The sequence below is a fragment of the Brevundimonas sp. PWP3-1b1 genome, assembly GCF_049896065.1.
Classification (GTDB): domain Bacteria; phylum Pseudomonadota; class Alphaproteobacteria; order Caulobacterales; family Caulobacteraceae; genus Brevundimonas; species Brevundimonas intermedia_B.
In genome coordinates this window covers 1,844,454-1,862,072 of sequence record NZ_JAFCTO010000001.1, presented here as the reverse complement: position 1 = coordinate 1,862,072, position 17,619 = coordinate 1,844,454, and the positions used below count along the sequence as shown (strand labels likewise).

The 17,619-nt window shown below is 63.6% G+C and carries 29 protein-coding genes and 1 riboswitch; of the genes, 28 read left to right on the top strand and 1 reads right to left on the bottom strand.

Annotation, left to right across the window (positions count from 1 at the left end; all coding sequences use genetic code 11):
• Nucleotides 1–79 precede the first annotated feature (79 nt).
• A complete protein-coding gene (locus ACP69V_RS09205; RefSeq protein WP_426023571.1) occupies nt 80–838 on the bottom strand; it encodes a hypothetical protein in 759 nt (252 codons plus the stop codon).
• Between the two features lie 250 nt (nt 839–1,088).
• A riboswitch (cobalamin riboswitch) is annotated at nt 1,089–1,291 on the top strand.
• 108 nt (nt 1,292–1,399) lie between these two features.
• On the opposite strand from ACP69V_RS09205, the gene ACP69V_RS09200 reads away from it, so the two are divergent.
• The 28 genes from ACP69V_RS09200 (at nt 1,400) to rpsM (ending at nt 17,612) form a co-directional block, all read left to right on the top strand.
• Nucleotides 1,400–2,389 carry a DUF1852 domain-containing protein gene (locus ACP69V_RS09200; RefSeq protein WP_426023570.1) on the top strand — a complete coding sequence of 330 codons (990 nt, stop codon included), beginning with the start codon at nt 1,400–1,402 and terminating at the stop codon, nt 2,387–2,389.
• Between the two features lie 28 nt (nt 2,390–2,417).
• A complete protein-coding gene (locus ACP69V_RS09195) occupies nt 2,418–3,446 on the top strand; it encodes a methionine synthase (RefSeq protein ID WP_426023569.1) in 1,029 nt (342 codons plus the stop codon).
• Between the two features lie 118 nt (nt 3,447–3,564).
• Complete coding sequence (locus ACP69V_RS09190) at nt 3,565–4,329, top strand: acyl-CoA thioesterase (protein WP_426023568.1); 765 nt, start codon at nt 3,565–3,567, stop codon at nt 4,327–4,329.
• 295 nt (nt 4,330–4,624) lie between these two features.
• Nucleotides 4,625–4,930 carry a 30S ribosomal protein S10 gene (rpsJ, locus tag ACP69V_RS09185; RefSeq protein ID WP_105563630.1) on the top strand — a complete coding sequence of 102 codons (306 nt, stop codon included), beginning with the start codon at nt 4,625–4,627 and terminating at the stop codon, nt 4,928–4,930.
• A gap of 21 nt (nt 4,931–4,951) precedes the next feature.
• Nucleotides 4,952–5,701 (top strand): 50S ribosomal protein L3, encoded by a 750-nt coding sequence (rplC, locus tag ACP69V_RS09180; RefSeq protein ID WP_055753390.1) that lies wholly within the window; start codon nt 4,952–4,954, stop codon nt 5,699–5,701.
• Nucleotides 5,701–6,339, top strand: a complete 639-nt coding sequence (gene rplD, locus ACP69V_RS09175; protein WP_135195321.1) for a 50S ribosomal protein L4 — start codon at nt 5,701–5,703, stop codon at nt 6,337–6,339. Before rplC ends, rplD begins: the two co-directional genes overlap by 1 nt.
• On the top strand, nt 6,339–6,641 hold the full coding sequence (locus tag ACP69V_RS09170) for a 50S ribosomal protein L23 (protein WP_135195322.1): 303 nt from the start codon (nt 6,339–6,341) through the stop codon (nt 6,639–6,641). The genes rplD and ACP69V_RS09170 overlap by 1 nt, the downstream gene beginning before the upstream one ends.
• Nucleotides 6,642–6,645: 4 nt before the next feature.
• Nucleotides 6,646–7,482: a 50S ribosomal protein L2 gene (rplB, locus tag ACP69V_RS09165; RefSeq protein ID WP_135195323.1), complete on the top strand. Its 837-nt coding sequence runs from the start codon at nt 6,646–6,648 to the stop codon at nt 7,480–7,482.
• A 2-nt stretch (nt 7,483–7,484) separates the two neighbouring features.
• A complete protein-coding gene (gene rpsS / locus ACP69V_RS09160) occupies nt 7,485–7,763 on the top strand; it encodes a 30S ribosomal protein S19 (protein WP_135195324.1) in 279 nt (92 codons plus the stop codon).
• A gap of 3 nt (nt 7,764–7,766) precedes the next feature.
• Nucleotides 7,767–8,147 (top strand): 50S ribosomal protein L22, encoded by a 381-nt coding sequence (gene rplV, locus ACP69V_RS09155; protein WP_135195325.1) that lies wholly within the window; start codon nt 7,767–7,769, stop codon nt 8,145–8,147.
• Complete coding sequence (gene rpsC / locus ACP69V_RS09150; protein WP_135195326.1) at nt 8,147–8,902, top strand: 30S ribosomal protein S3; 756 nt, start codon at nt 8,147–8,149, stop codon at nt 8,900–8,902. Before rplV ends, rpsC begins: the two co-directional genes overlap by 1 nt.
• A gap of 3 nt (nt 8,903–8,905) precedes the next feature.
• On the top strand, nt 8,906–9,346 hold the full coding sequence (gene rplP / locus ACP69V_RS09145) for a 50S ribosomal protein L16 (protein WP_087119314.1): 441 nt from the start codon (nt 8,906–8,908) through the stop codon (nt 9,344–9,346).
• Nucleotides 9,346–9,543: a 50S ribosomal protein L29 gene (rpmC, locus tag ACP69V_RS09140; protein WP_135195327.1), complete on the top strand. Its 198-nt coding sequence runs from the start codon at nt 9,346–9,348 to the stop codon at nt 9,541–9,543. The genes rplP and rpmC overlap by 1 nt, the downstream gene beginning before the upstream one ends.
• Nucleotides 9,544–9,553: 10 nt before the next feature.
• Nucleotides 9,554–9,796 carry a 30S ribosomal protein S17 gene (gene rpsQ / locus ACP69V_RS09135; RefSeq protein WP_008262472.1) on the top strand — a complete coding sequence of 81 codons (243 nt, stop codon included), beginning with the start codon at nt 9,554–9,556 and terminating at the stop codon, nt 9,794–9,796.
• An 18-nt stretch (nt 9,797–9,814) separates the two neighbouring features.
• Complete coding sequence (gene rplN, locus ACP69V_RS09130) at nt 9,815–10,183, top strand: 50S ribosomal protein L14 (RefSeq protein ID WP_003164378.1); 369 nt, start codon at nt 9,815–9,817, stop codon at nt 10,181–10,183.
• 1 nt (nt 10,184) lies between these two features.
• Nucleotides 10,185–10,493: a 50S ribosomal protein L24 gene (rplX, locus tag ACP69V_RS09125; RefSeq protein ID WP_135195328.1), complete on the top strand. Its 309-nt coding sequence runs from the start codon at nt 10,185–10,187 to the stop codon at nt 10,491–10,493.
• Nucleotides 10,493–11,053 carry a 50S ribosomal protein L5 gene (gene rplE, locus ACP69V_RS09120; protein ID WP_426023567.1) on the top strand — a complete coding sequence of 187 codons (561 nt, stop codon included), beginning with the start codon at nt 10,493–10,495 and terminating at the stop codon, nt 11,051–11,053. Before rplX ends, rplE begins: the two co-directional genes overlap by 1 nt.
• A gap of 19 nt (nt 11,054–11,072) precedes the next feature.
• Nucleotides 11,073–11,378 carry a 30S ribosomal protein S14 gene (rpsN, locus tag ACP69V_RS09115; protein WP_135195330.1) on the top strand — a complete coding sequence of 102 codons (306 nt, stop codon included), beginning with the start codon at nt 11,073–11,075 and terminating at the stop codon, nt 11,376–11,378.
• 15 nt (nt 11,379–11,393) lie between these two features.
• On the top strand, nt 11,394–11,792 hold the full coding sequence (gene rpsH, locus ACP69V_RS09110; RefSeq protein ID WP_135195331.1) for a 30S ribosomal protein S8: 399 nt from the start codon (nt 11,394–11,396) through the stop codon (nt 11,790–11,792).
• 1 nt (nt 11,793) lies between these two features.
• Nucleotides 11,794–12,327, top strand: a complete 534-nt coding sequence (gene rplF / locus ACP69V_RS09105) for a 50S ribosomal protein L6 (RefSeq protein WP_409718681.1) — start codon at nt 11,794–11,796, stop codon at nt 12,325–12,327.
• Between the two features lie 3 nt (nt 12,328–12,330).
• Nucleotides 12,331–12,687 (top strand): 50S ribosomal protein L18, encoded by a 357-nt coding sequence (gene rplR, locus ACP69V_RS09100; RefSeq protein ID WP_135195333.1) that lies wholly within the window; start codon nt 12,331–12,333, stop codon nt 12,685–12,687.
• Nucleotides 12,688–12,699: 12 nt separating this feature from the next.
• Nucleotides 12,700–13,308: a 30S ribosomal protein S5 gene (gene rpsE, locus ACP69V_RS09095; protein ID WP_135195334.1), complete on the top strand. Its 609-nt coding sequence runs from the start codon at nt 12,700–12,702 to the stop codon at nt 13,306–13,308.
• A 2-nt stretch (nt 13,309–13,310) separates the two neighbouring features.
• Nucleotides 13,311–13,514: a 50S ribosomal protein L30 gene (gene rpmD, locus ACP69V_RS09090; protein WP_135195335.1), complete on the top strand. Its 204-nt coding sequence runs from the start codon at nt 13,311–13,313 to the stop codon at nt 13,512–13,514.
• Nucleotides 13,515–13,657: 143 nt separating this feature from the next.
• Complete coding sequence (gene rplO, locus ACP69V_RS09085; RefSeq protein WP_426023566.1) at nt 13,658–14,251, top strand: 50S ribosomal protein L15; 594 nt, start codon at nt 13,658–13,660, stop codon at nt 14,249–14,251.
• A 127-nt stretch (nt 14,252–14,378) separates the two neighbouring features.
• On the top strand, nt 14,379–15,758 hold the full coding sequence (gene secY / locus ACP69V_RS09080; protein WP_426023565.1) for a preprotein translocase subunit SecY: 1,380 nt from the start codon (nt 14,379–14,381) through the stop codon (nt 15,756–15,758).
• Nucleotides 15,759–15,795: 37 nt separating this feature from the next.
• On the top strand, nt 15,796–16,356 hold the full coding sequence (locus ACP69V_RS09075; protein ID WP_409718673.1) for an adenylate kinase: 561 nt from the start codon (nt 15,796–15,798) through the stop codon (nt 16,354–16,356).
• Between the two features lie 27 nt (nt 16,357–16,383).
• Nucleotides 16,384–17,115, top strand: a complete 732-nt coding sequence (locus ACP69V_RS09070; protein WP_426023564.1) for an energy transducer TonB — start codon at nt 16,384–16,386, stop codon at nt 17,113–17,115.
• A 128-nt stretch (nt 17,116–17,243) separates the two neighbouring features.
• Nucleotides 17,244–17,612 (top strand): 30S ribosomal protein S13, encoded by a 369-nt coding sequence (gene rpsM / locus ACP69V_RS09065; RefSeq protein ID WP_135195340.1) that lies wholly within the window; start codon nt 17,244–17,246, stop codon nt 17,610–17,612.
• The last annotated feature ends 7 nt before the right edge of the window (nt 17,613–17,619 follow it).

Here is a 17,619-nt window from a genome sequence, read left to right as displayed (position 1 = left end):
TCGTGCGTGGCGTCAGCCAAGAAAAAGCCCCGGCGGATCGCTCCCCCGGGGCTCTTCGTCTTGGATCAGGCGTCGAGGATCAACGCAGGCCGAACAGCTTGGTGATGCTGCCCAGGTTGCGGCCCAGGGTGGCGCCGGCGCGGTCGCGCGATTGCAGATCGCCACCGAAGTTGTAGCGAACGCCGACTTCGAAGGAGTCGATCGTCAGATCGGCATCTTCCAGCTCAGCGCGGTCATAGCCGGCGAAGACGCTGTAAGGCGTTGCAGCGAAGGCGTATTCGGCGCCGACGCCGGCCGACCAGCCGTCGGTGCTGACGCCAGCGAAGTCCACGTCCGAATAGGAGGCGCGAGCGGCCAGACGCAGGGCGGGCGTGGCGTAGAAGGCGGCTTCACCACCAACTGTCCACAGGTCCGCGTCGTCGACGGAGCCGTACGACACGACGCCGGTCAGCGTGGCTTGCTGGAAGTACTTCTGGCCTTCGGCGCCGAACGTCATCAGCGTGTCGCCACCGGCGATTTCTTCAGCGCCGACGAAACCGCCGAAACGCATGTCTTCGATGGCCTTGGTCAGGTGGACGGCGCCCGACAGGGTGGTCTCGTCGCCGAAGTCGTTGTCCGAATAGGTTCCGGCGGCGTTGAAGGTCGCGGTCCAGTCGCCGAAGGCGGGGGTCGCGACGACGCCGGCGACGGTGGCGCCGTCCAGGTCGGCTTCAGCGCCGAAGGCTTCGGCCTTGGAATGGTTGTAGGCGACGCCGACCGAGCCGACGGCGTCTTGAGCGAAGGCCGGGGCGGCGAACAGAGTGGCGGCGGCGGCCGAGGCGAGGAGGATCGTCTTCATTTTCTTTTGTCCTTAGCAGTCTGTGCCCGGATGGGGGTCCAGGGAGGGCGGCTGCTATCAGGATGTGTCGAAGCTGAGCAATAAACCGCCGTTACATAAATGTCTTGAAACTGTCGTGTGGCGGATCGGTCACGCCTTGTGGTTGGAATGTGTCAGTTCGGCGTGCTTCATGAGGCAAGCGGTTAACAGCGCCAATCGCATAAACATATAAGCATATCCTTATGTCTATTGACGTGAGCCGTGCCTTGCGGTCATCTGACTGCGTCGTGGTCTGCACGCGGTCTTCGGAGCGCGTGGAGCTAAGAGGGAAGCCGGTGTGAAACCGGCGCTGCCCCCGCAACTGTAAGCGGCGAGTCGAGGGTCTATCTCGTGTCACTGGCGTTCGCGCCGGGAAGGCCGGGCCCGAGGCGTCGACCCGTGAGCCAGGAGACCTGCCCCGACAGATAACGTCCTCCGGCGGGGTGCCCGGTCAGGCCGCATGAACGCCGCGACGGAACGACCGCGCGCGAGCGGTCGCGCGTCCCTGTCCGCTGTCTCGCCACAGCATCAACGGCAGAGAGCATGGTCAGCAGCGATTTCACTTTCAGGATCAAGCGCACCGCGCTCGACGAGGACTATCGTCCCGCCGAGAACACGCGGATCACCACCAACTTCGCCAACTTGGCGCGAGGGGAGAGCCGACAGGAGAACCTGCGCAGCACCCTTCGGATGATGGACAACCGGTTCAACTCGCTGGCCTGGCGGGACAATCCCCGGGGCGACCGCTATGCGCTAGAGCTTCAGATCGTCTCCGTAGAGATGAGCTTCTCTGGGACCGAAAACACCGACGCTTTCCCCCTGATCGAGATCCTGCAGACGACGATCGTCGATCGACAAACAGGCGCGCGCATCGACGGCATCGTTGGGAACAACTTCTCCTCCTACGTCCGCGACTACGACTTCAGCGTGGTCCTGCCTGAGCACATGAAGGCCCACCCGAATGCGGGTGCGCCGGACGACTTCGGCGACCTGCACGGCAAGCTGTTCAGACACTTCCTGGGGTCGCGCGCCTATCAGGACAACTTCGCCAAGCCGCCGGTCATCTGCCTGAGCGTGTCGAGCAACAAGACCTACCATCGCACGGGCGCCGAGCACCCCGTGCTCGGTCTTGAATACGCGAACGAGGAGTTCTCTCCGACCGATCGGTATTTCGCGAAGATGGGAATGAAGGTCCGCTACTTCATGCCCAAGGGCAGCGTCGCGCCGTTCGCCTTCTACCACATCGGCGACCTGACCGGCGACTACACCGATCTGGAGTTGGTCAGCACCATCGCGACGATGGAGACCTTCCAGAAGATATATCGCCCCGAAATCTACAACGCCAACTCCCCGGCGACAGAGCAGTATCAGCCGAGCCTGAAGGCCCAGGACTATTCGCTGACCCGCATCGTCTACGACCGCGAGGAGCGCAGCCGCTTGGCCGTCGAGCAGGGCCGGTTCGTCGAGGAGCGCTTCATCAAGCCCTACCGCGCCGTGCTCGACCAATGGTCCGCCAACTTCGCCGCCGCCTGATCAGTCCAGCACTTCAAAGTCATTGCTCATGAAAACCATGCTCCCCACCTCGACCGCCGGCAGTCTGCCCAAACCCGTCTGGCTGGCCCAGCCCGAGACCCTATGGTCGCCCTGGAAGCTGGAAGGCGACGAACTGGTCGAGGCCAAGCAGGACGCCCTGCGCCTGTCTCTAGACGACCAGCGCCGTGCCGGCATCGACATCGTCAGCGATGGCGAACAGACCCGCCAGCATTTCGTCACCACCTTCATCGAGCATCTCGACGGCGTGGACTTCGAGAACCGCAAAACCATGCGAATCCGCAACCGCTACGACGCCAGCGTGCCGGTGGTCGTGGGAGCCGTCAGCCGTCCGAAGTCTGTGTTCGTGGAGGACGCGAAGTTCCTGCGGGCCCAAACTGACCAGCCGATCAAATGGGCTCTTCCTGGGCCGATGACGATGATCGATACCCTCTACGACGGCCACTACGGCAGCCGCGAGAAGCTGGCATGGGAGTTCGCCAAAATTCTCAACGAGGAAGCCCGCGAATTGGGAGCCGCCGGCGTCGACATCGTTCAGTTCGACGAACCCGCCTTCAACGTCTTCTTCGACGAGGTGAACGATTGGGGCGTCGCCACACTCGAAAAGGCGGCCGAGGGGCTGAAGTGCGAGACGGCCGTCCACATCTGCTACGGCTACGGCATCAAGGCCAACGCCGACTGGAAGAAGACCCTGGGCTCGGAGTGGCGCCAGTATGAGGAGGCTTTCCCCAAGCTGCAAACCTCCAGCATCGACATCATTTCGCTGGAGGCTCAGAACTCGCGCGTGCAGATGGACCTGATCGAATTGATCCGGGGCAAGAAGGTTATGGTCGGAGCCATAGACGTAGCGACCGACGTGATCGAGACTCCCGAGGAAGTCGCCGACACCCTGAGGAAGGCGCTCCAGTTCGTGGATGCCGACAAGCTGTATCCCGCCACCAACTGCGGCATGGCGCCCCTGTCACGCCGGGTCGCCAACGGCAAGCTGAAGGCGCTGGGCGCCGGCGCCGAGATCATCCGAAAAGAACTGTCGGCCTGAATTCAATGAACACTATTCTGAATCGACTCCGCACTGGCGCGATATGCGTACCGAGGCATACCCAAAAGACTAAGAACTCCGGCTCGCTGACCAATACGCCTATGGAAATCGCCCATCAATGACTGTCCGCCTGATCGACATGGTCTTCCCTGGGGACGCCAATCACCACGGGACATTGTTCGGGGGCGTCGGTCTGGCGCATCTGGACAAGGTCGCCTTCCTGGCCGCCGCGCGTCATGCGCGGCGGCCGACGGTGACGGCCGGGTGCGAGCGGATCGACTTCGCCGCACCGGCCCGGATCGGGGAGATGGTCGAGGCGACGGGCAAGGTCGTGCGCGTCGGCCGCACGTCCATGGGCGTCGAGGTCGAGCTATGGGCCGAGGCGCCGGTCAGCGGCGAACGGCGGCTATGCACGCGGGGCGTCTTTAATATGGTCGCGCCGCGAGAGGCGGGGCAGGGCGACCTGCCGCCTCCGCAGGAAGCTCCGCCCGTGGACGACGGCTGGCTGAGGACGGTGGAGATGGTCTTCCCGACCTGGACCAATCACTACGGCACCCTCTACGGCGGCGATGCGCTGAAGCTGATGGGCAAGGCGGCCTTCATCTGCGCCACGCGCAAGGCCAGGGCCGTCATGGTCATGGCGGCGTCGAACCGCATCGATTTCTCGTCTCCCATAAGAGAAGGGGACATGATCGAACTGGCGTCGCGCGCGACAAAGGTCGGTCGGACGTCGGTGACCATCGAGGTCGAACTGTGGGCCGAGGGGCTGCTGACGGGCGAACGGAGACGGTCTGCAGCGGCCGAGTTCATCATGGTGGCGGTGGATGAAGCGGGACGGCCCAGGCCGATTTACAGGTCGGTGTCGCCGCTGGAGATCGCCTGACGAAATCCTGTGTCAGCACGGGCTTGCGCGCTTGACGAAATCAGAATCGGTAGGCATAAGCCACCACTCTTGTTGGACCGGCTGTGCAGTTCGCTGCAAACGCGGTCCGCAGGAACGACCTAAGTCACTGTTCTTTGCAGCTTCTTGGGACTTCAGCGGCCTTCGCGGGTAACTGCGTGGGCCGATCGTTTTTGCGGATTTGCGTTCCCTGAGGGCTTTTTGCCCGAAGGCCTTCGGTCTTTGAAATAGTTCACAGGGACGCGGTCCTCCGACCGCATTGGAAGTAAGCACCGATATGGATCAAAGCATCCGCATCAGGCTCAAGGCCTTTGATCACCGCGTCCTCGATTTCTCGACGCGCGAGATCGTCAATACAGCCAAGCGCACCGGCGCGACCGTTCGCGGTCCGATTCCGTTGCCGACCCTGATCGAAAAGTTCACCGTGAACCGCTCGCCGCACGTCGATAAGAAGTCGCGTGAGCAGTTTGAAATCCGCACGCACAAACGCGTGCTCGACATCATCGACCCCACCCCGCAGACCGTGGACGCGCTCATGAAGCTCGACCTGTCCGCCGGTGTGGACGTCGAGATCAAGATTTAAAGTAGAAAGAGGCGGGATCCGATGCGCACGGGCGTGATCGCCAAGAAGCTGGGCATGACCCGCGTGTTCGCCGATGACGGCGCGCACGTACCGGTCACTGTGCTCCAGCTCGACGGCTGCCAAGTCGTCGGCCAACGTACCCAGGAGCGTGACGGTTACGTCGCCCTCCAGCTGGGTGCTGGCACGAAGAAGGCCAAGAACACCAACAAGGCTCAACGCGAGACCTTCGCCAAGGCGGAAGTCGAACCGAAAGCCTATGTGACCGAGTTCCGCGTCGATGCGGACGGTCTGCTGGACGTGGGCGCCGAACTGTCGGCCGAACACTTCCTGGTAGGCCAGAAGGTCGACATCCAGGGCGAGACCATCGGTAAGGGTTTCGCCGGCGCCATGAAGCGCTGGAACTTCGGCGGCCTTCGCGCCACCCACGGCGTTTCGGTCTCGCACCGTTCGCACGGTTCGACGGGTAACCGTCAGGATCCGGGTCGCACGTTCCCCGGCAAGAAGATGGCCGGCCACTACGGCACGGAAACCGTCACCACCCAGAACCTGACCGTCGTCCGCGTGGACGCCGAGCGTGGCCTGATCCTGATCAAGGGCGCTGTCCCCGGTCATGACGGCAGCTACGTCAAGGTTCGCGACGCCATCAAGAAGGCTCGCCCGGCCGACGCTCCGTTCCCCGGTGCGCTGAAGTCGAGCAAGTCTGCTGCTCAACCCGCCTCGACCCCGGCTGAAGAAGCCCCCGTCGAAGCGACCGAAGGCGGTGAAGCGTAATGAAACTCTCTGTCATCCAACTCGACGGCAAGGCTGCTGGCGACGTGGAACTGTCGGACGCCGTCTTCGGCATCTCCGACATCCGCGGCGACATCCTGGCCCGCACCGTCAACTGGCAACTGGCCAAGCGCCGCGCCGGTACGCACAAGGTTCAAACCCGCAACGAGAACTCTCGTACGGGCAAGAAGATGTACAAGCAAAAGGGCACCGGCGGCGCTCGTCACGGTTCGCGCCGTGCACCGCAGTTCGTTGGTGGTTCGCGCGCCTTTGGTCCGATCGTTCGCGATCACGGTTTCTCGCTGCCCAAGAAGATCCGCGCGCTGGCCCTGCGTCACGCCCTGTCTTCCAAGGTCAAGTCGGGCGACCTGATCATCGTCGACACCGTCTCGGTCAAGGAAGCCAAGACCGCCTCGCTGCGCGAGACGCTCGGCAAGCTGGGCTGGACCAAGGCTCTCATCATCGCGGGTCCCGAAGTCGACACGAACTTCGGCCTGGCCGCACGCAACATCCCGCACATCGACGTGCTGCCGAACGCCGGCCTGAACGTCTATGACATCCTGCGGGCTGACAAGCTGGTGCTGACCAAGGCCGCCATCGAAGCGATCGAAGCTCGCTTCAGCGATAAGGAAGCCGCGTAATGGCCGCTCAACCTACCGCCAAGCACTACGACACGATCCTCTCGCCGATCATCACCGAGAAGGCGACGATCCTGTCCGAGCAGAACAAGGTCGTCTTCCGCGTCGCCGATACGTCGACCAAGGACGAGATCGCCGCGGCGGTCGAAAGCCTGTTCAAAGTCAACGTCCTGAAGGTCAACACCCTGGTTCAAAAGGGCAAGACCAAGCGCTTCCGGGGTATCCTGGGTCGCCGGGTCGACATCAAAAAAGCGATCGTGACGCTGGCCGACGGCCAGTCGATCGACGTCACCACGGGGCTCTGATCGGATGGCCTTGAAACATTACAATCCGACCTCGCCGGGCCGTCGCGCCCTCGTGCTGGTCGATCGTTCGGAGCTCCACAAGGGCCGTCCGGAAAAGTCGCTGACCGAAGGCCTGACCAAGTCGGGCGGACGCGGGCAGGGCGGTCGCATCGCGGTCCGCTTCCGTGGCGGCGGTGCCAAGACCCTGTACCGTCGGATCGACTTCAAGCGTCGTAAGTGGGACATGGTCGGCACGGTCGAGCGTCTGGAATACGATCCGAACCGCACGGCCTTCATCGCCCTCGTGACCTACGAAGACGGCGAGAAGACCTACATCATCGCGCCGCAACGCCTTAAGGCCGGCGACACGGTGATCGCGGGCGAAAAGACCGATGTGAAGCCGGGCAACGCCATGCCGCTTCGTTCGATGCCGGTGGGTACGATCATCCACAACATCGAAATGAAGCCGGGCAAGGGCGCTCAGCTGGCCCGTTCGGCCGGCGCCTACGCCCAACTGGTGGGTCGCGATCAGGGTTACGCCCAGATCCGTCTCGGCTCGGGCGAACTGCGCATGGTCCTGGACGGCTGCATCGCCACGGTGGGCGCGGTTTCGAACCCCGACCACATGAACCAGAACCTGGGCAAGGCCGGTCGCAAGCGTCACATGGGCTTCCGCCCGCACGTTCGCGGCGTCGCCATGAACCCGATCGACCACCCGCATGGTGGTGGTGAAGGCCGGACCTCTGGTGGTCGTACCCCGGTTACGCCGTGGGGCAAGGACACCAAGGGCACCCGTACCCGTAAGAACAAGGCTACGGACAAGTACATCATCCGTACCCGCCACGTTAAGAAGGCTCGCTAAGAATGGCCCGCTCCTCCTGGAAAGGCCCGTTTGTCGACGGGTATCTGCTCAAGAAGGCCGACGCCGTTCAAACGTCGGGCCGCAAGGACGTGATCAAGACCTGGTCGCGCCGCTCCACCATCCTGCCGCAGTTCGTCGGTTTGACGTTCGGCGTCCATAACGGTCAGAAGCATGTGCCCGTGTCGGTCTCGGAAGAGATGGTCGGCATGAAGCTCGGCGAGTTCGCCCCGACCCGGAGTTTCCCGGGTCACGCGGCGGACAAGAAGGCCAAAAGGAAGTAACTGATGGCCCAGACAAAAAATGAGCGTCGGGTCGCCCCGACAGAGGCCCGCGCAAAGCTGGTCAACGTACGCATCAGCCCGCAAAAACTGGGCCTGGTCGCCGCATCGATCCGCGGCATGCCGGTCCAGAAGGCGCTGAACGAGCTGGAATTCAGCCGTAAGCGTATCGCGACCGACGTCCGCAAGGTCCTGTATTCGGCGATCTCGAATGCCGAGAACAACCACAACCTCGACATCGACAACCTGATCGTCGCCGAGGCCTATGTGGGCAAGAACCTGGTGATGAAGCGCTTCGCGAGCCGTGCTCGTGGTCGTTCGTCGCGCATCCTGAAACCGTTCAGCGAGATCACCATCGTGGTCCGTGAAGCCGGCGAGGCCGCCTGATGGGTCAGAAAATCAATCCGATCGGTCTGCGCCTCGGCGTGAACCGTACGTGGGACAGCCGTTGGTTCGCCGCCGGCGCCGACTATTCCCGCCTGCTGCACCAGGACCTGAAGCTGCGCGAGTGGCTGCGGGAACGTCTGGGCGCCGCCGGTGTGTCGCGCATCATCATCGAGCGCCCTCACAAGAAGTGCCGCATCACCATCTACGCCGCCCGTCCGGGCGTCGTGATCGGTAAGAAGGGCGCTGACATCGAGAAGCTCCGCAAGGACATCTCGGCACGCACCGAAGGTGAAGTTCACCTGAACATCATCGAAGTCCGCAAGCCGGAAACCGATGCACAGCTGATCGCTGAAAACATCGCGCAACAACTGGAACGCCGCGTGGCCTTCCGTCGCGCCATGAAGCGTTCGATGCAGTCGGCGATGCGTCTCGGCGCCAAGGGCATTCGTATGAATGTCGCTGGTCGTCTAGGCGGTGCGGAAATCGCACGTATGGAATGGTACCGCGAAGGTCGGGTGCCGCTTCACACGCTGCGCGCCGACATCGACTACGGCTTCTACGAAGCCAAGACGACCTACGGCATCATCGGCGTGAAGGTCTGGGTCTTTAAGGGTGAAGTGCTGGAGCACGATCCCATGGCGCAGGACAAGCGTTGGGCCCAGGAAGCTTCGGGTCCGTCCTCGAACGAAGGCCGCGAACGCGGCGGCCCCCGTGGCGACCGCGGTCCGCGTCGCGACCGGGGACGTGAGAACTAAGTCATGTTGCAACCGAAGAAGACCAAGTACCGCAAGGCCTTCAAGGGCCGGATCCATGGCTCGGCCAAGGGTGGCTTCTCGCTGAACTTCGGGTCGTATGGCCTGAAGACGCTGGAGCCGGAACGCATCACTGCGCGTCAGATCGAAGCGGCTCGCCGCGCGATCACTCGCCAGATGAAGCGTCAGGGCCGCGTCTGGATCCGCGTCTTCCCCGACCTGCCCGTCACGGGCAAGCCGGCCGAAGTCCGGATGGGTAAGGGCAAGGGCGCCGTGGACCACTGGGCCGCGCGCTGCCACCCTGGCCGTATCCTGTTTGAAATCGACGGCGTTCCGGACGATGTCGCCCGCGAAGCGCTCCGTCTCGGCGCAGCCAAGCTGCCGGTCCGCACCAAGGTGGTGACCCGCATCGACGCCGGCGTCGCTCATGTCGAGGTAGCCGCCTGATGACCAAGATCGCCGACTTGCGGTCGCAAACGACCGACCAGCTGTCCGACGAGCTGCTGAAGCTCAAGAAGGAACAGTTCAACCTGCGCTTCCAGGCGGCCACCGGCCAAATGGAAAAGACTCACCGCGTTGGTGAAGTCCGCAAAGACATCGCACGCATCTCGACGCTTCTGCGCGAGCAGCGTGCGGCCTCGTAAGGAAACGAATATGCCCAAGCGAATTCTTGAAGGCGTGGTCGTGTCCGACAAGGGCGAAAAGACCGTCGTCGTGAAGGTGGAGCGCACGCTGCTGCACCCTGTTCTGAAGAAGATCGTTCGTCTTTCGAAGAAGTATCACGCGCACGACGAAGCCAACGCGCTCAAAGTCGGCGACATCGCTCGCATCGTCGAGTGCGCCCCGAAATCCAAACTGAAGCGCTGGGAAGTCCTTTCCAACGCCTCGGCCTCGTAATCAGAAGGATCTGATCTTATGATCCAGATGCAAACTAACCTGGAAGTGGCCGATAATTCGGGCGCCCGCCGGGTCATGTGCATCAAGGTGTTGGGCGGCTCCAAGCGCCGCTACGCCTCGATCGGCGACACAATCGTCGCCTCCGTGAAGGAAGCCATCCCGCGCGGCCGTGTGAAGAAGGGCGACGTCGTTCGCGCCATCGTCGTGCGCACCGCCAAGGACATCCAACGCAAGGACGGCTCGGTCATTCGTTTTGACAAGTCGGCCGCCGTCATCGTCAACAAGCAGAACGAGCCCGTCGGCACGCGGATCTTCGGCCCTGTTCCTCGCGAACTGCGCGCCAAGAACCACATGAAGATCATCTCGCTGGCTCCGGAGGTCCTGTAACATGGCCGCCAAGATCAAGAAGGGCGACCGCGTCGTCGTCCTCACCGGCAAGGACAAGGGCCGCACGGGCAACGTGCTGAAGGTCCTGCCTACCGAAAACCGCGTCCTCGTCGAAGGCTGCAACATGGTTCAGCGCCACACGCGCCCGAGCCAGGCTGACCCGCAGGGCGGTATCAAGAACAAGGAAGCCTCGCTTCACCTGTCGAACGTCGCGATCGCCGACGCCAACGGCAAGGCGACCCGCGTCGGCTTCAAGATCGATGGGGACACCAAGGTCCGCATCGCCAAGACGACGGGAGACGTCATCTGATGGCTACCGAAAAGTACACTCCGCGCCTCAAGGTCGAGTATCACGCTCGCATCCGCCAGGTGATGAAGGAAAAGTTCGGCTACACGAACGAAATGCAGGTGCCCAAGCTGGACAAGATCGTCCTGAATATGGGCATCGGTGAAGCTGTCGCGGACTCCAAGAAGGCGAACACCGCCCTCAAGGATCTGACGGCCATCGCCGGTCAGAAGGCCGTCGCCACCAAGGCCCGTAACTCCATCGCCGGCTTCAAGCTGCGCGAAGGCATGGTTATCGGCGGCAAGGTCACCCTGCGCGGCGAACAGATGTACGAGTTCCTGGACCGGTTCATCACGATCGCGCTGCCGCGCGTGAAAGATTTCCGTGGTCTGAAGGGCACGTCCTTCGATGGTCGCGGCAACTACGCCACGGGTCTGAAGGAACACATCGTGTTCCCGGAGATCAACTACGACCAGATCGATCAGATGTGGGGCATGGACATTGTCGTCTGCACCACGGCCAAGACCGATGAGGAAGCCAAGGCTCTCCTCACCGAGTTCAAGTTCCCGTTCGTGAAGAACTGAGCGGGAAGGGAAGAGCACAATGGCTAAGAAAAGCGCCGTAAACCGTAACGAAGCCGTCAAGGCCCTGGTTGCGAAGTATGCCGCGAAGCGGGCCGCCCTGAAGGCGACCGCCAACGACGAAAACCTGCCGCTGGAGGAGCGCTTCGACGCGCGCCTGAAGCTGGCTGAACTGCCGCGCAACTCCGCGCCGAGCCGCATTCGCAACCGTTGCGAAGTGACGGGTCGTCCGCGGGCGTTCTATCGCAAGCTCAAGATGAGCCGGATTGCGCTGCGCGAACTCGGCAACCAGGGCCAGATCCCTGGCCTGACGAAATCCAGCTGGTAAGGGGAGCGAACAGACATGATGATCAACGATCCCCTGAGCGACATGATCGCTCGCATCAAGAACGCGGCGACCCGCAAGCGTTCCAAGGTGCTGACCCCCGCTTCTCGTCTGCGTCAGCGCGTCCTCGACGTGCTGCAGGACGAAGGCTACATCCGCGGCTACAACCTGGTTCAGAACCCGGGTGAGTTTCCGCAGTTCGAGATCGAGCTGAAGTACTTCGACGGTCAGCCCGTCATCGCCGAGATCGCTCGCGTGTCCAAGCCGGGCCGCCGCGTCTATTCGGCGATCGGCGATCTGAAGCCGATCAAGAACGGCCTCGGCATCTCGATCCTCTCGACTTCGAAGGGCGTCATGTCCGACGCCTCCGCCCGCGACGCTAACGTCGGCGGCGAAGTCCTCTGCAGGGTCTACTGATATGTCCCGTATTGGCAAGAAAACCATCGCTGTGCCGAAGGGCGTGACTGTCACGCTCGACGGCCAGAAAGTCACCGTGAAGGGCCCCAAGGGCGAGAGCTCCTGGACCGTCGCCGAAGAGGTCGAAGTCACCCAGGAAGGCGACGAACTGTCGCTGGGTCTGCGGTCGGACACGCAACGCGGTCGCGCGATGTGGGGCCTGTCGCGCACCCTGGTCGACAACATGGTCGTCGGCGTCACCTCCGGCTTCGAAAAGTCGTTGGAGCTGGTCGGCGTGGGTTACCGCGCCGCCATGAAGGGCGACGCCCTTTCGCTGCAACTCGGCTTCTCGCATGAAGTCGATATCGCTCCGCCGGCCGGCGTCAGCTTCGCAGTGCCGAAGCAAACCGAGATCAAGGTCTCGGGCGCTGACAAGCAAGCCGTCGGTCAGATCGCCGCGGTCATCCGCAAGCTGCGTCCGCCGGAGCCCTACAAGGGCAAGGGCGTCCGTTACGCGGGCGAGAAGGTCCGTCGCAAGGAAGGCAAGAAGAAGTAAGTCATGGCTCTTTCTCTTCGACAACAAGCCAAGCGCCGCTCGGAGCGCACCCGTCGCCGCCTGAAGGCTGTCGCCAACGGTCGCCTTCGTCTGTCGGTCAGCCGTTCGGACAAGAACATCTCGGCCCAGATCATCGACGACGCCCAAGGCGTGACCGTCGCGTCTGCCTCGTCGCTGGAAGGCGGCAAGGGCAAGCGGGGTTCGGACACCGCTGCGGCCGCCGCGATCGGCAAGCTGATCGCCGAACGCGCCATCGAGAAGGGCGTCAAGGACGTCGTCTTCGACCGTGGCGAGTACATCTATCATGGACGGGTCAAGGCGCTGGCGGAAGCCGCGCGTGAAGCCGGCCTGAACTTCTAAGGGACGCGACAGATGGCGCATCAACCCCAACGTGGCGGCGGCGGCAACGACCGCAACCGTCGTGACAACCGCAATGGCCCCCAAGCCGATGGTCCGGATTCGGACATCGTCGAGAAGCTGGTCCACATCAACCGCGTCGCCGCCACCGTCAAAGGCGGCCGTCGCTTCAGCTTCGCAGCCCTTATGGTCGTCGGTGACGGCAAGGGTCGCGTCGGCTTCGGTCACGGCAAGGCGCGCGAAGTGCCGGAAGCCATCCGCAAGGCGACGGAAGAAGCCAAGAAGACCATGATCCGCGTTCCGCTTCGCGAGAACCGCACCCTGCACCACGACGGTAACGGCCGTTGGGGCGCCGGCAAGATCATGATGCGCGCTGCCCCTCCCGGGACCGGCGTCATCGCAGGTGGTCCGATGCGCGCCGTGCTCGAAACCCTCGGCGTCCAGGACGTCGTGGGCAAGTCGACCGGCTCGTCGAACCCCTACAACATGATCCGCGCGACGTTCGAAGCGCTGAAGGTCCAGTCCTCGCCCCGTCAGGTCGCGTCCAAGCGCGGCAAGAAGGTCGCAGATCTGATGGGCCGTCGCAACGACGGCGCTTCGACGCCCGAAGCTGTGGAGTCCTAATCATGGCCCCGTCCAAGAAGACCGACGCCAAGACCGTCACCGTCAAGCAGACCGGTTCGCCGATCCGCCGCAAGAACGACCAGCGCGCCACCCTGGTGGGCCTGGGTCTGAACCGCTTGGGTCGTGAATCGACCCTGGAAGACACGCCTTCGGTTCGTGGGATGATCGCCAAGGTCGCCCACCTGACCGAGATCGTCGAAAAGTAAGCCGTTTCGCCCTCTCCCGAACCCGGGGGAGGGCGTTTCTGCACTTGCGAATACCCCAAGGGTCGCCTATCAGCGGCCCTTAAATTTTTACAGCCGAGTCCGGATCAATGGTCCGGGCGCTAGCACCCGAAAGGATCAGGCATATGAAACTGAACGAAATCCGCGACAACGAAGGCGCGCACAAGAAGCGCATGCGTGTCGGCCGTGGCCCCGGTTCGGGCAAGGGCAAGACCGCTGGCCGTGGCGTCAAGGGTCAGAAGTCGCGTTCAGGCGTCGCCATCGGCGGCTTCGAAGGCGGCCAAATGCCGCTGTACATGCGTATGCCTAAGCGTGGCTTCAACAACGCCAACGCTCTGAAGCTGGCCGAAGTGAACCTGTGGCGCCTGCAAGACGCCATCGACGCCGGCAAGCTGGACGCCAAGTCGGAACTGAAGGGCGACGCCCTGGTCGCCGCCGGCGTGATCCGTCGCGTCAAGGACGGCGTGCGCCTGCTGGGCACCGGCGAGCTGAAGCAAGCGCTGAACCTGGTCGTCTGGTCGGCCACCTCGGGCGCCATCAAGGCCATCGAAGCCGCTGGCGGTTCGGTCGTTCAAGAGCGCATCGCCGCCGAAGCCAAGGCCGCTGCTCGCATCGAGAAGCGCAACCTGGCCAAGGGCAAGGTTCCGCCCGCCAAGGCACGCCTGGGCGACGAGAACAAGATCTCGGCCCGCACCAAGCGCGCCGCCGCCAAAGCCTGATCAACGCGTCGTTGCGGCTGATTGGGCCGTGGCCTGAACACATCGCAGCGACGAAAGAACGGAAGCGGCCTCGCAAGAGCGCCGCTTCTCGCCTATCTGACGACTCAATCAGTCGTGGGGACGCATAATGGCTTCGGCCGCAGAACAACTCGCCGCCAATATGAACATGGGCTCGTTCGCGAAAGCGACCGAGCTGCACAAGCGCCTGCTGTTCACGCTGGGCGCGCTCCTGGTCTATCGGATCGGGACGTATGTGCCGATTCCGGGCATCAACTCGCAGGCCTTTCTGCAGTTCTTCCAGGACCCGTCGGGTCAGCGCGGCATCCTCGACATGTTCAACATGTTCTCGGGCGGCGCCGTCGAGCGTATGGCCATCTTCGCGCTGAACGTGATGCCGTACATCTCGGCCTCGATCATCGTGCAGCTGATGGGCACCGTGTATCCGCCCTGGGAGAAGCTGAAGAAGGAAGGCGGCGAAAGCGGCCGCAAGCAGCTGAACCAGTACACCCGCTATCTGACGGTGTTCCTGGCGCTGGCGCAGTCCTTCGGCATCGCGGCGGGCCTGAACAGCACGGCCGGCCTGGTCGATAATCCGGGCGTCTTCTTCATCGCCTCGACGGTCGTGACCCTGACCGGCGGCACCATGTTCCTGATGTGGCTGGGTGAGCAGGTGACGGCGCGGGGCGTCGGCAACGGCATCTCGCTGATCATCTTCGCCGGTATCGTGGCGGTCCTGCCGTCCACCATCGCCCGCCTGCTGGGCCTGGCTCAGCAAGGCCAGATGTCGGCCTTCGCCCTGTTGTTCATCGCCGCGCTGGCGGTGGCGACCGTGGTCTTCATCGTCTTCATGGAACGCGCCCAGCGCCGTCTTCTGATCCAGTATCCGAAGCGCCAGGAAGGCAACCGCATGGCCGGGGGCGAGCGTTCGTTCCTGCCGCTGAAGGTCAATACCGCGGGCGTGATCCCGCCGATCTTCGCCTCGTCACTACTGATGCTGCCGACGACGGTGGCGACTATGACGGCCAACGCCGACCTGCCCAGCTGGATGAGCTGGCTGCCGCTGGTGACGGCGCAGCTGACGCACGGCCAGCCGCTGTTCATGGCGCTGTACGCCGCCCTGATCGTCTTCTTCTGCTTCTTCTACACCTCGATCACCTTCAACCCCGAGGACACGGCCGAGAACCTGCGCAAATACGGCGGCTTCCTGCCGGGCATTCGTCCGGGCAAACGCACGGCGGAATATCTGGACTATGTCCTGACCCGCCTGACCGTGATCGGCGCCGCCTACATCACCGCGGTCTGCCTGCTGCCTGAGTTCATGGTCGCCCAGATGGGCAACAGCCTGTACTTCGGCGGAACGTCTATCTTGATTGTCGTGTCGGTCACGATGGACACTGTGGCTCAGATTCAGTCCCAACTGCTGGCGCACCAGTACGAAGGCCTGATCAAGAAGGCGAAGCTGCGCGGTCGTGGCGGTCGTGGCGCGCCCACGCCCGTGCGCCGCTAGGTCTTAAGCTGACAGACGCCCAGGGGAGGGCTGAAGCATGAACTTGATCCTGTTTGGACCGCCGGCGGCGGGCAAGGGCACCCAGGCGAAGCGGCTGGTGGAAGAGAAGGGCATGGTCCAGCTCTCCACCGGCGACATGCTGCGCGCGGCGATCGCCTCTGGCTCGGAGCTGGGGCTCAAGGTCAAGGACGTGCTGGCGCGTGGCGACCTAGTCACCGACGAGATCGTCATCGCCCTGATCGAGGATCGCCTGACGGAGGCCGAGGCCGCCGGCGGCGCCATCTTCGACGGCTTCCCCCGCACCGTGGCCCAGGCCGAGGCGCTGGACGAGATGCTGGCCAAGCGCGGTGTCCAGATCGACGCCGTCGTGCGGTTGAAGGTCGATGACGCCGCCCTGACCGAACGGATCGCCAAGCGTTTCGCGGAGCAGGGCCGGCCCGACGACAATCCCGAATCGTTCAAGGTCCGGCTTGAGGCCTACAACCGCAACACGGCGCCGCTGCTTCCCTACTATGAAGCCCAGGGCAAGCTGACCGAGGCGGACGGCATGGGCACGATCGAGTCCGTCGCCAAAGCCATCGACGAGGCCCTGGCCTGATTTGCGATCTCGGGCGTTGATCGCCTGATGATTGAACCCGCCGACCCTACACCTGAAAAGACCCGTCTGCGTCGTTGGCGCATGGCGTGCATCTTCGTCGCCGTCGCCGTCGCCGAGATTGGCCTGTTCCTGCTGCTGGGGCGGGTGAGGGGGCCGACGCAGACGCCTGTGGTCGAGCCGCCGCCGTTCGAGGTCGTGCTTTACGATCCGCCGCCGCCGATCTCGAACGAACCGCCTGCGCCCGAGACGGGCGGCGGCGCGCCCGCGGCCCCCTCCGTCATCCACACGCCTCCGCCTCCGCCCAGGGAACGTCCGCGCGAGGTTCCTGCGCCGCCCGTGAAAGCGCCCGAACCCGCGCCTGTCGTGGGTATTGCGCCCGCGCCGTCGCCCCAGCCGAGCTTCGGCCAGGGCGGGCTGGGGACCGGCAGCGGATCCGGCGTGGGATCGGGCAGCGGCCCCGGCAGCGGCTCGACCGGACCACGCCTGGTCACCGGCCCCACCATCGGCCAGATTCGCGCCAATCACCCCTCGGGCGCGCGCAGCCGCTATGGCCGCGTGGAGCTGTCGTGCATCATTCGGCTGGACAGTCGGCTGGACGGTTGCCGCGTCGTGGACGAGTCGCCGCCCGGTATGGGGTTCGGCGCGGCGGGCCTTCAGGTGTCGGGATATTTCCGTTTTCAGCCCCCCACCGAGGACGGCCGACCCGTCGAGGGTCAGCGGGTCACTGTGGGTGTGGACTTCGGCCGTCCGCCGCGCTGACGCGCCTCCAGATGTTGACGCCTCGTGAATCACATGTATAAGGGCGCCTTCCCGCGAAGGGCGCCACGCTCCTGGTCTGTTGACCGGAGCGTTTGTTGCGTCTGACTAACGCGTATCTGGAGAATTTCGTGGCCCGTATTGCTGGCGTCAACATCCCGACCAACAAGCGCGTAGAGATCGCGCTTCAGTATATCCATGGCATCGGCCCCGCCGCCGCCAAGGACATCACCGAGAAGGTGGGCATCGAGTCCGCCCGTCGCGTGAACCAGCTGACGGACGCCGAAGTCCTGTCGATCCGCGAGACGATCGACAAGGATCACACCGTCGAGGGCGACCTGCGCCGCGAGACGTCGATGAACATCAAGCGTCTGATGGATCTGGCCTGCTATCGCGGCCTGCGTCACCGTAAGGGCCTGCCGGTCCGCGGTCAGCGCACCCATACGAACGCCCGCACCCGCAAGGGTCCCGCCAAGCCGATCGCCGGCAAGAAGAAGTAAGACAGAC